13 protein-coding genes and 1 pseudogene are annotated in these 13,648 nt (G+C 73.2%); 4 read left to right on the forward strand and 10 right to left on the reverse strand.

Annotation, left to right across the window (positions count from 1 at the left end; all coding sequences use genetic code 11):
• Nucleotides 1-25: 25 nt before the first annotated feature.
• Together ACZ6X9_RS33185 and ACZ6X9_RS33190 are read right to left on the reverse strand one after the other, a co-directional pair.
• On the reverse strand, nucleotides 26-922 hold the full coding sequence (locus ACZ6X9_RS33185; RefSeq protein WP_469781763.1) for a DUF2797 domain-containing protein: 897 nt from the start codon (nucleotides 920-922) through the stop codon (nucleotides 26-28).
• A 242-nt stretch (nucleotides 923-1,164) separates the two neighbouring features.
• Nucleotides 1,165-2,454, reverse strand: a complete 1,290-nt coding sequence (locus ACZ6X9_RS33190) for an MFS transporter (RefSeq protein WP_469781764.1) — start codon at nucleotides 2,452-2,454, stop codon at nucleotides 1,165-1,167.
• Nucleotides 2,455-2,471: 17 nt separating this feature from the next.
• Between ACZ6X9_RS33190 and ACZ6X9_RS33195 the strand changes: the two genes are divergently transcribed.
• Entirely contained in the window at nucleotides 2,472-3,695 is a 1,224-nt protein-coding gene (locus tag ACZ6X9_RS33195) for an ROK family protein (protein WP_469781765.1), read from the forward strand.
• Between the two features lie 41 nt (nucleotides 3,696-3,736).
• On the opposite strand, the gene ACZ6X9_RS33200 is transcribed toward ACZ6X9_RS33195, so the two are convergent.
• From ACZ6X9_RS33200 to ACZ6X9_RS33220, 5 genes are all read right to left on the reverse strand, one after another.
• Nucleotides 3,737-4,132 (reverse strand): PIN domain-containing protein, encoded by a 396-nt coding sequence (locus ACZ6X9_RS33200; protein ID WP_469781766.1) that lies wholly within the window; start codon nucleotides 4,130-4,132, stop codon nucleotides 3,737-3,739.
• A complete protein-coding gene (locus ACZ6X9_RS33205) occupies nucleotides 4,129-4,416 on the reverse strand; it encodes a hypothetical protein (protein ID WP_469781767.1) in 288 nt (95 codons plus the stop codon). The genes ACZ6X9_RS33200 and ACZ6X9_RS33205 overlap by 4 nt, the downstream gene beginning before the upstream one ends.
• Before the next feature lie 68 nt (nucleotides 4,417-4,484).
• Nucleotides 4,485-5,057: an ATP-binding protein gene (locus ACZ6X9_RS33210; RefSeq protein WP_469781768.1), complete on the reverse strand. Its 573-nt coding sequence runs from the start codon at nucleotides 5,055-5,057 to the stop codon at nucleotides 4,485-4,487.
• Between the two features lie 1,069 nt (nucleotides 5,058-6,126).
• Nucleotides 6,127-6,441, reverse strand: coding sequence for a hypothetical protein (locus ACZ6X9_RS33215; protein WP_469781769.1), 315 nt, complete (start codon nucleotides 6,439-6,441; stop codon nucleotides 6,127-6,129).
• 401 nt (nucleotides 6,442-6,842) lie between these two features.
• Nucleotides 6,843-7,412: an SRPBCC family protein gene (locus tag ACZ6X9_RS33220; RefSeq protein WP_469781770.1), complete on the reverse strand. Its 570-nt coding sequence runs from the start codon at nucleotides 7,410-7,412 to the stop codon at nucleotides 6,843-6,845.
• A gap of 230 nt (nucleotides 7,413-7,642) precedes the next feature.
• Here ACZ6X9_RS33220 and ACZ6X9_RS33225 point away from each other — a divergent pair, with 230 nt between their 5' ends.
• A complete protein-coding gene (locus ACZ6X9_RS33225; protein ID WP_469781771.1) occupies nucleotides 7,643-7,969 on the forward strand; it encodes a hypothetical protein in 327 nt (108 codons plus the stop codon).
• A 438-nt stretch (nucleotides 7,970-8,407) separates the two neighbouring features.
• On the opposite strand, the gene ACZ6X9_RS33230 is transcribed toward ACZ6X9_RS33225, so the two are convergent.
• The gene (locus ACZ6X9_RS33230; protein ID WP_469781783.1) at nucleotides 8,408-9,613 is read right to left on the reverse strand and encodes a geranylgeranyl reductase family protein; all 1,206 of its coding nucleotides are present in this window, start codon (nucleotides 9,611-9,613) and stop codon (nucleotides 8,408-8,410) included.
• A gap of 246 nt (nucleotides 9,614-9,859) precedes the next feature.
• Between ACZ6X9_RS33230 and ACZ6X9_RS33235 the strand changes: the two genes are divergently transcribed.
• Nucleotides 9,860-11,245, forward strand: a complete 1,386-nt coding sequence (locus ACZ6X9_RS33235) for a M20/M25/M40 family metallo-hydrolase (RefSeq protein WP_469781772.1) — start codon at nucleotides 9,860-9,862, stop codon at nucleotides 11,243-11,245.
• Between the two features lie 716 nt (nucleotides 11,246-11,961).
• Here ACZ6X9_RS33235 and ACZ6X9_RS33240 read toward each other — a convergent pair.
• Nucleotides 11,962-12,267, reverse strand: coding sequence for a MafI2 family immunity protein (locus tag ACZ6X9_RS33240; protein ID WP_469781773.1), 306 nt, complete (start codon nucleotides 12,265-12,267; stop codon nucleotides 11,962-11,964).
• Between the two features lie 121 nt (nucleotides 12,268-12,388).
• Here ACZ6X9_RS33240 and ACZ6X9_RS33245 point away from each other — a divergent pair.
• Nucleotides 12,389-12,867: pseudogene (locus ACZ6X9_RS33245) on the forward strand (hypothetical protein); the annotation flags it as partial.
• A gap of 47 nt (nucleotides 12,868-12,914) precedes the next feature.
• Here ACZ6X9_RS33245 and ACZ6X9_RS33250 read toward each other — a convergent pair.
• Nucleotides 12,915-13,631, reverse strand: a complete 717-nt coding sequence (locus tag ACZ6X9_RS33250; protein ID WP_469781786.1) for a hypothetical protein — start codon at nucleotides 13,629-13,631, stop codon at nucleotides 12,915-12,917.
• Nucleotides 13,632-13,648: the final 17 nt, after the last annotated feature.

A 13,648-nucleotide genomic window follows, 5' to 3' on the forward strand; every position in this document is an offset into this window, starting at 1 on the left:
TGCGGGCGCCGGACCGCCCCGCGGGTCAGAACAGCCCCTCCGGACCGCCTTGTTCCGGGGCTCGGACCGTCGCCGTGGTCCGCGCCCCGGCCGGCGCGGCCTCCGCCGCCCAGCCCGCCAGCCGCCGCGCGTCGACCAGGACCGGCCGGCCGTCCGTCGTCTCCAGATACACGTCGGGGCCCGCCACGGCGAGGACGTGCCCGACGACCGCGCACCCGGGTGAGAGGTCCACGACGCCGGGGCGGGAGCCGGGCCGGCCCAGGCGGTCCAGGCGGAAGGCGTGGTCGTGGTGGACGGGCGCGCAGGGCAGCACGTCCAGCGACTCCGGCAAGCCCGGGAGGCCGCGGGCACGCCCGTGGAGCGCGGCGAGTTCGGCGGCGCGTTCGTCCTGCGGTGCCGCGGGGTGGCGCGCCGCGCGCTTGGCGGCGTACGGGAAGCGGTCCGGGACGCCCAGCGCGGCACCGAGCACGGCCTCCGTCCGCCGGGCCGCCATCAGCGGGCCGCGGCCGAGCAGGACGTAGGAGAGGGCGGCCTGTTCGAGCAGCCGGACGCCCTGGCGCTCCGTGGCCGTGATGCCCGCCTTGACCAGCCCGGGGGCGAACCAGGCCAGGTAGACGTCGTACGGCCGCGGGTCGTCGGCGATCGTATCGGCCGCGACGGAGTGGGAGCGGTCCAGTCGCGCGCACTCCGGGCACCGGGCGGAAACCGCGCCGACCGGTACGACGGCACCGGCGGGGCACGGGGTGTACCGTCCGGCGCGCCGGACGCCGACGCAGTACCGCCGCGCACCGGTGACGAAGGCGAGCGGCCGACCCGCGGGGAGCGGGGAGCGGCGCTCACCGTGCTCGGGGTGGAGCCACAGCAGAGCCGGACCGTCCGCGCTCCAGCGCGGGCCGGCGCAGAGCCAGCCAGGGGGTGCCATCGCTGTTGTTCATCCTCCGGAGGCAGGCGGTTTCCGTCGAGCCACCCTGCCATGGACTCACCGTTTCTCGCGGGGGGGGGCGGCTCCGGCACCCCGAAGCGCCGGACTGGCTGACTCCGGCCCGTCCGGCGCTTGAGGACGAGCGGCGGAGCCGCGATCAGCGGGATCTGGGGCGCGGTCCCGGGAAACGGCGAGATGGGGGTGCCCCCTCCGAGGGAGGGACCGGGGCTCCCCCCTCGCCGTCAGGCGCGCCGCGTCCACCGCCGCGTAACGCCACTGATCAGGGCCGCCATGGCGGCCAGCCCGGCGACCGTCGTGAGGGCGGTGGGCAACGAGAAGCGGTCCGCGAGCAGCCCGATGGCCGGCGGCCCGAGCAGCATGCCGCCGTACCCGAACGTCGACGCCGCGGCGACACCCCCGGGCCCGGTCAGCTCACCCGCACGCCCGATGGCGACGGGAAAGATGTTGGCGAGCCCGAGTCCGGTCAGGGCGAATCCGGCGAACACCGCCCACAGAGCCGGGGTGAGGGAGGCGAGGAGCATGCCCGCGGCGGCGGTCGCCCCGCCCGCGACGAGGGTCCGGGTCTGGCCGAGCCGTTCGAGCAGAGCGGTGCCGGACAGCCGGCCCACGGTCATGGCCAGGGCGAACACGGAGTACCCGACGGCCGCGACACCCGCGCCCGCGCCGACGTCCTGCTGGAGGTGGAGGGCTCCCCAGTCGGCGAGGGCCCCCTCGCCATACGAGGAGCAGAGGGCGATGACACCGAAGAGGACGACGAGGCCGCGCCCCCGCACGGGCGGCGCGGGGCGCTTCGAGCCCGGCCGCTCCGACGCCACCCGCTCTGCCACCGGCCGCTCCGCCACCGGTCGCTTCGACGCGCCGTCCGGGGCGGGAGCGATCCTCTCGGGCGGGCAGGGCGCCGGGTGGGCGAGCAGCGCCCGGCCGGCGACGGCGGTGACGAGGAGCCCGACGGCGGTCAGCATCAGGAGGTGGTGGGTCACCGGAAGCCGTCCGGCGACCAGCCCGCCGAGCCCCGCGCCGAGCATGCCGCCGACGCTGTAGGCGGCGTGGAAGCTGGGCATCACCGGCCGGCGCAGGGCGGTGACGAGGTCGACGGCCGCGCTGTTCATGGCGACGTTGATGCCGCCGTAGGCGGCGCCGAAGACGAGGAGGACGAGCCCGAGGGCGGGCGCGGACCGGGCGAAGGGCGGCAGGGCGATGCCGAGGGCCAGGACGGCGGCCGTGACGACGGTGACGGGGTGGCTGCCGAAGCGCCGGCACAGCCGCCCCGTCAGCATCATGACGGCGACGGCACCGGCCGAGACGCCCAGCAGGGCGAGGCCGAGCGCACCGGCGGAGGCGCCGGTGCGCTCCTTGATCGACGGGATGCGGACCACCCAGCCGGCGAAGAGGAAGCCGTCGAGGGCGAAGAAGACGGTGAGGGCGGTACGGAGGCGGCGGAGCGACGGATCGGCCGGGATGACACGCTGGTCCCCCCGAAGGGCCGTCCGTATTTTGTTTAGCGTCGGCACAAAGTCAGAATAGGGGCGTGACCCAGACTCGGACAACACGTTTGGAGCGCGGCCGCGCCGCCCTCGGCCCCGCCCTGGAGCTCGTCCACACCGGGCGCGCCCCCACGCGCGCCGTCCTCACCGCCGAACTCGGCGTGACCCGCGCCACCGCCGGCGCGGTCGCCGCGGAACTGGAGGCGCTCGGACTGATCCGGGTGGACGCCCGCCCGACGGCGTCCTCCGGGTCGCAGGGCCGCCCCTCGCACCGGCTGTCCGTCGCGCCCGACGGCCCGGTGGTGCTGGCGGCACAGATCCACGCGGACGGCTTCCGGGCCGCGCTCGTCGGTCTCGGCGGGCGGATGGTCGCCACGGCGCCCGGCTGTATGACGGTTCCCGCCGATCCCGCGCGCATCATCGACGCCGTCGTGGAGGCGGGCGCCGGGCTGCTGCGCGAGACCGGCCGGCGCTGCCTGGGCGCCGGGCTCGCCGTCCCGTCGGCGGTGGCCGAGCCGGAGGGCACCGCCCTCAACCCACTGCACCTCTCCTGGCCCGCCGGCGCGCCGGTCCGCACGCTGTTCACCGAGGCCCTGGCCAAGGCGGGCGTCCTGGGCCCGGGCGGCCTCCCCGTCACCGGCGTGGCCGGCAACGACGTCAACCTCGCCGCCCTCGCCGAACACCGCCACGGCGCCGGCCGCGGCGCCCGGCACCTGCTCTGCGTGGCCACCGGCCACCGCGGCGTCGGCGGCGCGCTGGTACTCGACGGGCGCCTGCACAGCGGCAGTTCGGGCCTGGCCCTGGAAGTCGGCCACCTGACGGTCAACCCGGCCGGGCTGCCCTGCCACTGCGGCAGCCGCGGCTGCCTCGATGTCGAAGCCGACCCGGCGGCCTTCCTCACCGCCGCAGGCCGCACACCGGGCCCGGACAGTTCCCTGCTGCACCAGGCCACCGAGCTGCTCCGGAGCTCCTACGACGACCCGTCCGTCCGCGAGGCCGCCGAACTGATCGCCGACCGCCTCGGCCTGGGCCTCGCCGGCCTCGTCAACATCCTCAACCCCGACCGCATCGTCCTCGGCGGCCTCCACCGCGAGCTCCTCGCGGCCGACCCGGACCGCCTGCGCGCCGTCGTCGCCGACCGCAGCCTGTGGGGCCGCAGCGGCAGCGTCCCCATCCTCCCCGCCACCCTCGACCACAACAGCCTCGTCGGCGCGGCGGAGGCGGCGTGGCAGCCGGTGCTGGACGATCCGCTGGGGGTGCTGGGCTGAGGGCGGGGGGCGGCCGCCCTCAGCCCAGCACCCCGGCCGGTTCAGAAGAAACCGAGCATCCCGGGGGAATCGATGTCGACCGTGATCACGCCCGGGGGGTACGCCCTCTCCCGGTCGGTGAGCAGGATGGACATGCCCGCGAACTCGGCCCGCGGCATCGCGCAGTACAGGGCGTGACACACGTCCGGGCCGCCGTAACCGTCGCGGATCATCGTCCCCACCGTGACCGCCGCGACGGCGTCCAAGTCGTCGACGGAAACAGCGGAAAGGGCGAGGGCATGCCGGGAGATGTCGTCGACCGACTCCGCTTGCATCAGGCACGTGGCAGGAACCACCAACCGGTCTCCCCGCGACTTGGCGACGTTGCCTGCCAGCAGGTGCAACGCCTTGTGCCCCCGCGCGAGCGCCACTACGGCGCCCGTGTCGAGGACGATCACGCGGCCGTACCCCGCGCGGCGGCCCGGACCTTCTCCGCAGCGATCTTGTAGATGTTGCCGAGGACGTCCGGGGCCTCCTCGAATTCCTCGTCGCTGATGTCCACGCCGAACAGACTGCGGATGACCTCCCTATCGGCCGCCACCCGCTCAGCCCGCTGAGCGGCGGTCAACTGCTGATCGGCCAGTTGCTCCACCAACTGGCCGATACTCAGCCCTTGTTCCTTCGCCAGCTCCGCGAGGCGGTCGCGTGTCGCCCGGGAGACCTGGATCGTCGTCGTCGCCATAGCGGCAATATAGCGTCCCTACGGAAGCGAGGCAGCCAGTCGCCGACACCGGTCACCTCAGCACTTCCTCACACCGCCGAATGCGCCCGCGCCACCGCCGGCACGGCCCCAGCGCCCGCCGGGTGCAGGGCCGCGGGCTCGTTGAAGGCCGCGGCGCCGAGGGACGTCAGGGAGGCCGTCGCCCGTTCGAACGTCACCGTCGGCTCGGCGCCGCGGTCGCGCCACGGGTCGGCGGCGAGGGTGGAGGCCGGCACGAGGAGGGTGAACCACACGGCCTTCCCCCCGTCGTGCCGCGGCTGCACACCCCACCCGGCGCTGAGCGCCGCGACCAGGGCGAGGCCGCGCCCGTGGGTGCTGGTCTCGTCCGGAGCGCCGACGCGCGGCAGCCGGGGGTCGTGGTCACGTACGGACACGGTGAGCCGGTCGAGCATGAGGGAGATCTCGACCGTGCACCGCTTGTCCGGTTCCGCGTGCTGGTGGACGTTGGTGAGGAGCTCGGTGACGCCGAGCGCGGCAGGATCGATGAGCGGATCGAGATGCCAGTAACGCAACTGCGCAGAGACGATTCTGCGCACCTGCCGGATCCGCTGCGGCAGGGCTTGGAGCTCGACGGTGCAGTGCTTGTTCACTCGGCTGATCACGGCTGCGACTCCCTGAAGAAGTAGGGCTAGCCTGATGCAGATACGTGGCGCGGTACGCGCCCGTCCCGGTCCGGCGGGCGGGCCGGACCGCACGACGGAACCGATCCGGAACGCGACCGTCGATGAACCCTCAGTGATGCTGGTACGCCTCAAGGGTCGGCCTTCGCCGTCGGCGACGCAACTCGTGCGCCCCCACCGTGCACCCATGCCGCCCCTGTCGCGCGCTCGCTCCGGCGGGTGCGCGAGCGGACGGGGAGACTGGTTCGGGGCGCGGGTCGGGGCGGGGGGATAGGCGGGGCCGCAGGCGAGGGTGGCGGGGCGAGGGTGGCGGCATTCGCTTCGTCCGGTCGACGGTCGCGGGTCCTGGCCGATCGTAGGTGGCGAGTCCTGGCCGATCGTGGGCCCTGGCCGTCTCGCGGGTCGCGGCTCGCGGGCCCCGCTTGCGGGTCGGGGGCTCCGCGAGAGGCGAATCGCGGTCGGGGGTAGCAAGGCCTGGCCGGCCGTAGGCCCTGGCCGCTCGGGTCGCGGCTCGCGGGTCGGCGGTTGCGCGGGTCGCAAATCGCGGTCGGGGGGCGAGTTCTGGCCGGTCGTGGTCCTGGCCGCCGCGCGGGTCGCCGCTTGCGGGTCGGCGGTTGCGCGAGTCGCGAATCGCGGTCGGGGGGCGAGTTCTGGCCGGTCGTGGTCCTGGCCGCCTCGCGGGTTTCGCGGCTCGCAGGTCGGGGGCTGCGCGGGTCGCGGTCGTGGGTAGCAAGGCCTGGCCGGTCGTGGATCCTGGCCGCCTCGCGGGTACCGGCTTCCGGTCGGGGACCGCGCGAGATGCGGAACGCAGTCGTCGACTGCCGGGCGCCGCCCGTCCGCACGCGCCACCCGGCACCCAGCACCCGGCACCCGCCCGGACGCGCGCTGCCGAACGGCCGCCCGGGGAGCACCCGCCCGTCCCCGCCCCTCCGCACCAGGCACCCCATCACCCTTCACCGTTCGCTCTTCACCGCTCGCTCTTCACCGTTCACGCGTCCGGACGACTCGCCCGGTCACCCACCCACCCACCGAATGTCTCCCCCCGCGCGACTCACTCCGGCCCGTCGCCGCGCGCGGCCTCGACCGCCTCCAGGAACCGGCGGACCGCCGCTTCCGGATCCTGGCCCGACTCGCCCAGATCGAGGACGTACCGGTTGCCGTTGAGCGTGGCGCGCGCCCTGTCACGCGCCGCGAACCAGGCTTTGCGCGCCTGCACCGCGTCCACCGGAGCGCTGTCGATCTCCACCCCGAAGCTGGTCAGGAGCTCCAGACGACCGTTGTGAATCTTCACCTGGCCGGCCCGGGTGAGCGAGCGGAGCGACTTCTCGATCCGTACCCCCGTCGCCTGGAAATCGGGTTCCCCCACGGTGCACCGCCTCTCGGCCGATGGATGTCTGCTGCGCAGTGTGCCCGCGCGCCGGTGCCCGCACCAGGGTCCGATTTCCGTCTCGTTCGCGCTCCGCGAAGGCGCTCCGGCGGCGCCCCGCACACGACCGCGCGCCCGGCCGAGGCGCGCGTCCAAGCGTTCCCGCGCGAACGGCGCGTCGTGCACGCACGGCGGAAATCCGCGTGCCGGACGCCGACAGCATCTCGTCACGAAGGGGGCACCGGGCCTCCGCAGACCGGACACCCGGCACGGGGCGCGCGCCCGCGCTCCGGCCGCGAGCCGTCCTACGCCGCCACCCCAACGGGCGGCCGGACAGGCGGCGCCGCGCCCGGCGTACGCCGAGACACCGCACCCGCTCGCGCACCGCGACCCACACCCGCCTACGGCTCGGGCTCAGGCTGCGGCTCCACCCCCGGCTCCCCCGCCGGAACCGCTTCCGCGGCCAACCGCGCGTCCAGGGCCCGCAGCGCGTCACGGAAGCCCCGGGCCGGGACCGGGCGGCCGAGGAGGGCGAGGCAGCGGACCGGCAAGGGAGCATCCAGCGCCACCGTCCACCGGACGAGGGTGCCGCTCCCCGACGGCGTGAGCCGCCAGTCCTCCAGGACGGCCCGGACGAACGGAACGTTGGTGCTGTCGACGCGGTACGCGTACCGGCGGGGCGCGTCGTCCGCCACCACCGTCTCGTGGAACCGGGCCCCGCCCACGAGCCGGATCTCACGGCGCCGCCGTCCCGCCCCGTCCAGGGGCCGGGCCAGGGTGACGGCGCGGAACCAGTGGGGCCAGGCGGTCACCTCCCGGGCCAGCGCCCGGTACACCCGCGCGGGCGGCGCCGTCATCGGGGCGACGAACGTCAACCGCAGCGGCGCGACGGCATCGGGGGCCGCCGTGCGCGAGCGCCGGGCCCGCTTGGCCGTCGGGCCGCCCTCCGGACCGGCGAAATCGGCGCCCACAGGGCGGAGTCTGCGCGCCATCGAGGAGCCCCCAGGGGGTCGGCCGGCCGCGTACGCGCACACCCTAGCCCGCGGACCACGCCTTGTCTGCGGCGCGTGTCCCCCACCGTCTTCCTCCCCCGCCGCCCGGCCGGGACCCCCGCTGCCGGGGTACCCCACTACGATCCTGACGCGGGACGATTCGCTGCCCGGGAAGAGACCCGGAAGAAGAAACGGAAGCAGGTGCGGGGATGAACTCCGGCCGCCTCGGCGAACTGGTCCGGCGCATCACCTCGCCGGACGCCCGCGACAGGGCACTCGGGGCCGACCAGGCGGCCGATTGGCCGACCGGCTACTCGGCGGCCGACGGGCGAACCCTGGTCGACACCCTGACCGCGTGCGCGGCCCGCGAGACGGATCACCGGGCGCTGGAGGCGCAGTTGCACGCCCTCTTCGAGCTGGGGGCCGGCGGGTTCACGGACGCGGACAACCTCGCCCCCCTGCGCGCGATCGACCGCGGTGGCCTGCCGGCGGACTTGAACGAGTACCTCGACGACCTGCTGGAGGAACCGGCCTGACCCGCGACGGATCGGGATCGGGACCGGAGGCCCGGAGGACCGGAAACGGGACCGGCCGGCACGGGAACGGGAACGAAACCGCAAGCGGGACCAGGACGGCGGCAGGACCGGGGCCGGAAACGGGCGCCCGGGGAAACCGGCCCGAACCGAGCCAGCCGGTGCGAGCCGGTCCGGTTCAAGCCGAGCCGAACTGGTCCGAGTCGGACCGGTCCACGCCGAGCCGGTCCGACCCGAGCCCGTCCAGCCCAAGCCGACCGATCGGAACACAGACTCGGACCGCCCCGGAGGACCACACCGGCGAAACGCCCTCGCATACCGCATACCGCTACCGCACACCGCTACCGCATACCGCCCCCGGAATGACGCCGACGCGGAAGCGACCCCAATCCCCCGCTCCTATCTCCGTCCCCGCCCCGGCCCTGGCCCCGGCTCCCCGCCTCAGGACCGAGCGGCCGGCATCCGGTCCGCCGCCGAGACGACGCGCCGCGCCACCGGATGCGTCCGGACGATCTCGCCGAGCGTGGTCGCCCCCTGGACGACCCGGGCGAACGCGCGCCAGGCGGGCCCGAAGCCGGTGACCGCCGCGTGGAAGACGCCGGGCTTGCGGGAGTACAGGGCGAGGACGCGGCGGCCGACGCCCATCTCGACGCCCAGTCCGGCCTTGACGGCGAAGGCGTAGTTGAGCGCCTGGCGGCGGGCGTCGACCGCGTCCTGCGCCTCGGCGACGCGTACCGCCCACTCCCCCGCCAGCCGGCCGGAGCGCAACGCGAAGGAGATGCCCTCGCGCGTCCAGGGCTCCAGCAGTCCGGCGGCGTCGCCGCAGACGACGACGCGGCCGCGGGAGAGCGGGGAGTCGTCGGAGCGGCAGCGGGTCAGGTGGCCGGAGGAGATGCTCGGCTCGAAGCCGGACAGCCCGAGCCGGGCGATGAAGTCCTCCAGGTACCGCTTGGTGGCGGCGCCCTCGCCGCGGGTGCAGATCACGCCGACGGTGAGGGTGTCGCCCTTGGGGAAGACCCAGCCGTAACTGCCGGGCATCGGGCCCCAGTCGATCTGTACGCGGCCCGCCCAGTCCTCGGCCACCGACGCCGGAACCGGGATCTCCGCCTCCAGGCCGAGGTCGACCTGGTCGAGCTTCACCCCGACGTGCGCTCCTATGCGGCCGGCACTGCCGTCCGCGCCGACGACCGCGCGGGCCAGGACCGTCGAGCCGTCGCCGAGGACGACGGCGACCGTGCGCCGGTCGGGGACGGCCGGACCGTGCTGTTCGACGCGGGCGACGGTCACACCGGTCCGCACCTCGGCGCCCGCCGCCTTCGCCGCCTCGACCAGGCCGGCGTCGAACTCCGCCCGGTTGACGAGCCCGAAGAGCATCTTCTTCGACCGGCGGGTGCGCGTCAGCTTGCCGTTGAGGGAGAAGGTGACGGCGTGCACGCGGTCGCGCAGCGGCAGTTCGAAGCCCGGCGGCAGCGCGTCGCGGGACGGGCCGATGATGCCGCCGCCGCAGGTCTTGTAACGGGGCAGCTCGGCCTTCTCCAGGAGCAGGACGCGGCGCCCCGCGCCGGCCGCCGCGTGCGCCGCCGAGGCCCCGGCGGGCCCGGCGCCCACCACGACCACGTCCCACACCGGCCCGCCGTCCGCCGGCACGTCGTCGTGGCCCGTCTCCCGGGCTGTGTTGTCGCTGGTCACCTGTGCTTCCGCTCCCGCTCGTCAGCCGCCGCCGGCCGTACCGGCCGTTCCGCCCGCATCCTACGGCCCGGCCGCCGGGCCACCCGCCCGGGGAAGCCGCGACGGCCCGCCGGAGGCTCCCGGGCCGCCATGAAAGGATCGAAGGCGACATCCGTCATCCGTCCCGTCCGTACACCACGACGTGGTGCCCCCGAGGAGCGTTCCATGGACACCGCCCCGGCCCCCCGGCCCGACTCGGCCGCGCTCGCCGCGACCGTCGCCTCCCTCCAGCCCCGTGCCCGCGCCGAACTGGCCGAACTGGTCGCGTTCCGGTCGGTGGCCGACGAGGCGCAGTTCCCGAAGAGCGAGTGCGAGGCGGCGGCGAGCTGGGTGGCCGGGGCGCTGCGCGCCGAGGGCTTCGAGGACGTCGCCCTGCTGGACACCCCGGACGGTACGCAGTCCGTCTACGGCTACCTGCCGGGCCCGGAGGGCGCCCCGACCGTCCTCCTCTACGCGCATTACGACGTGCAGCCGCCGCTGGACGAGGACGCGTGGCTGTCCCCGCCGTTCGAGCTGACCGAGCGCGACGGCCGCTGGTACGGGCGCGGCGCGGCCGACTGCAAGGGCGGCTTCATCATGCACCTGTCGGCGCTGCGCGCTCTCAAGGCCCACGGCGGTGTGCCGGTCGCCGTGAAGATGATCGTGGAGGGTTCGGAGGAGCAGGGCACGGGCGGTCTCCAGCGGTACGCCGAGGCGCACCCGGAACTGCTCGCCGCCGACACCATCGTCATCGGCGACGCCGGCAACTTCCGTCTCGGCGTTCCCACCGTCACCGCCAGCCTGCGCGGCATGATGCTGATGCGGGTGGAGGTGCGGACGCTCGCCGGCAACCTGCACTCCGGCATGTTCGGCGGCGCGGCTCCCGACGCGCTCGCGGCCCTGATCCGCACCCTCGACTCGCTGCGCGCACCCGACGGCTCGACCGTCATCGACGGTCTGGAGCCGGACGGCACCTGGGAGGGCCTGCACTACCCGGAGCAGGACTTCCGCGCCGACGCCAAGGTCCTGGACGGCGTCGACCTGATCGGCTCCGGCACCGTCGGCGACCGCCTCTGGGCCCGCCCCGCCGTCACCGTCCTCGGCATCGACTGCCCGCCCGTCGTCGGCGCCACCCCCTCCGTCCACGCCCACGCGGCGGCCCTGATCAGCCTCCGCGTCCCCCCGGGCGTCAACGCCGCCGACACGGCCGACCTCCTCCGCGCCCACCTGGAGTCCCACGTCCCGTGGAACGCCCGGGTGACCACCGAACTGGTCGGTCAGGGCGAGGCGTTCAGCGCCGACACCACCAGCCCCGCGTACGTGTCGATGGCCGACGCCATGCGCGTCGCCTACCCCGGCCAGGACATGCAGACCGCCGGCATGGGCGGCTCCATCCCCCTCTGCAACACCCTCGCCGCCCTCTACCCCGCCACCGAGATCCTCCTCATCGGCCTCAGCGAACCCGAGGCCCAGATCCACGCGGTCAACGAGAGCGTCTCCCCGGAGGAACTGGAGCGCATGTCCCTGACGGAGGCCCTGTTCCTCCTGAACTACGCGGACTCGAAGCGGTAGCGGGCCCCGCGCCCGACAGCGATCGCACACGTTGCGGCAAGCATGGCCGGACTCCGCCCCGGGCGCTCTTCACCCGCCCCGGGGCGGACCGGCGCCCCGACCCTCGCGAAGGAGCCAAGGGAAGCGAGGGGTAACGACCCAGTAGTCGGATTCCTCGGTGGTCACCGCGCAGACATGACGTCCGACTTCGGACATAGCGATGAACTCCGGGTCGCCGTCATCCTGCATGCGCGGCCAGGTGCGCTTCCCCTCGCCATCTCACCGGCGTCCACCCGGCATTGAGGCTCCCCTCTCCGGCCACGTGGATGAGGAACGTGTCTTCGGCCGCGAGGACGGATGCGACCGAAGCGCACTGACGCCACTTCCGGTCGAGGTCACGAAAAGCGCCCACCGCGCCGTGCGCGACCTTCACCTCGGGCTCCGTTTCCACGCCGACAACGGCTGCCCACGCTTCCCGGGGAACCGGCAAACCAGCAGGCAGTGGACGCTGCAACAGCTCCAGCCCACTCTCGCGGACAAGACGAACTTGCCGCACACAGCCTGATTCGGTCACGCAGCCTACCCGCCTTATCAATTCCCCCATATCGATCCCCCCATACCGCGAGAGTCTCATGGAGGCCAAGGGCCCAGCCCCGAGGCCGCCCCGCGCTGCTCGACGGCGCATCTTCTGCCCGATTCCTGTTTCAGAAGATGCCGACTATGCCGGAGAGACCTTGCTACTTTGCCCAGTAGATCATCCGGCCGTAGACACTCAACTTCGTCGGGTCCGGCCACCCTTCATACACTTTGGACTCGATCAGAGGATGTTCTCCGGAAAACAGTGCATCCAAATCAAAAATCGCCTGGTCGATATCCTCGTCGATCTCCTCCGTGCGAGACCTGACCCAAAAGGCAAGCTCGACTCGGTCGTCTTCGACACGGACCGCCACAGCATGCATGTCCTGAGAAATCAGGCCCAACAGGGCCTGGGTCGCGCCGAGAACGACCTCGTTCTCCCTCTTTCCCGCTTCCGCTTCGTTCACGGCATACCCGCATCGGGGTTCATTGGCACCACGCTCGGACTCTTTATACCCTTGATTACGAAGATGTTCGTCGGCACACCCGATCTCTTGTATATTTCCCGACTTGGTAACACCCAGCACTTGGGGCGACACCCTGCCGACCCTCTTCGCCGTCATCGGTATGGGCCGCTTCGGCGGCCGTGAGCAGGGGTACGGGTCCGACGCCGACGTCCTCCTCGTGCACGAGCCCCGGGAGGGCGTCGGCGACGAGGAGGCCGCGAAGGCCGCCTCCGCCGTCGCCAACGAGATGCGGCGGCTGCTGTAACTCCCGACCACCGACCCGCCGTTGGTCATCGACACGAACCTCCGGCCGGAGGGGCAGTCCGGGCCGCTGGTGCGCAGCCTCGCGTCCTACGCGGCGTACTACCACTGCCGCGCGGCGCCGACCGGACCACGCACACGAAGCTGGGGCGTGGTGGCCTCTCCGATGTCGAATGGACCGTGCAGTTGTTGCAGATGCGGCACGGCCGCGCGGAGCCGCGGCATGTCGGTGACATGCTGGACGACTACCGACGCGCCACGCGGCGCGCTCGGGCCGTGGTCGAGGAGCGGTCCTACGGGGGTAGGGGAACGGGTGCCGAACCGCCTGCGATGCGGCACCCGCTTGCTCACCGCGCGTCCCCGAGCCTGGCGAGCGTCTCCCGCGCCCGCTTCCTCAGGGCAGCCCACTCTGGTGCCGTCCGTACCGCGGACTCCGTCAACAGCGATGCTTCGGACCCGATCATCCGACGCAGCCGCTCCTCGACGGGCGGTAGCGTGACGGCCAGGTGGTTTTCGGGTTCTCCAGTCGTCGAAGCGCCCTGGCCGCTTCGAAGGGCATCACAGAGCAGAGGGGCGAGGTCGTTGATTCTCACCCTCAAATGGTGTGAGTAATCGATCTGCTCCTGTGCGTCCAGTGCGAGCACGTGAAGTGTGTGCAGCGCGCGCTCGTGTGAATTCTTGCCGCGACTCTCAAGGTTTTCGAAGATGTCCGACATGTCGGCGGCCGCCTCCCTGCAGAACCGCTGGTCCGTCCGGGAGATACTTACTGCCGTGTCGAGAAATCCCGACCCGTTCGCTCCGTCCGCGTCGGCCAAGAGGCGAGTCGGAGCCAACAGCCAGTTCCTCCTGGAGTCATCGAAGGTCCATGCGGTTCTCCTGGGAGTGTCGGAAACAGCCTTCCTGAAGACCTCCGACAACCCCTTGCGAGGTGCTACGTAGCGCCATGCCGCAGAGGGAACCTGAAGCCGCCCCTCGGGATCGTGCCTGCTCATGGAGATTCTCACCCAAGCCACCGGGCCGAACAACCGAAGGATTTCCAGGATTTTTTCCGATGAACATTCCATCAAAGGGAATCCCTTCG

The sequence above is a fragment of the Streptomyces sp. NPDC052910 genome (genome assembly GCF_055585605.1).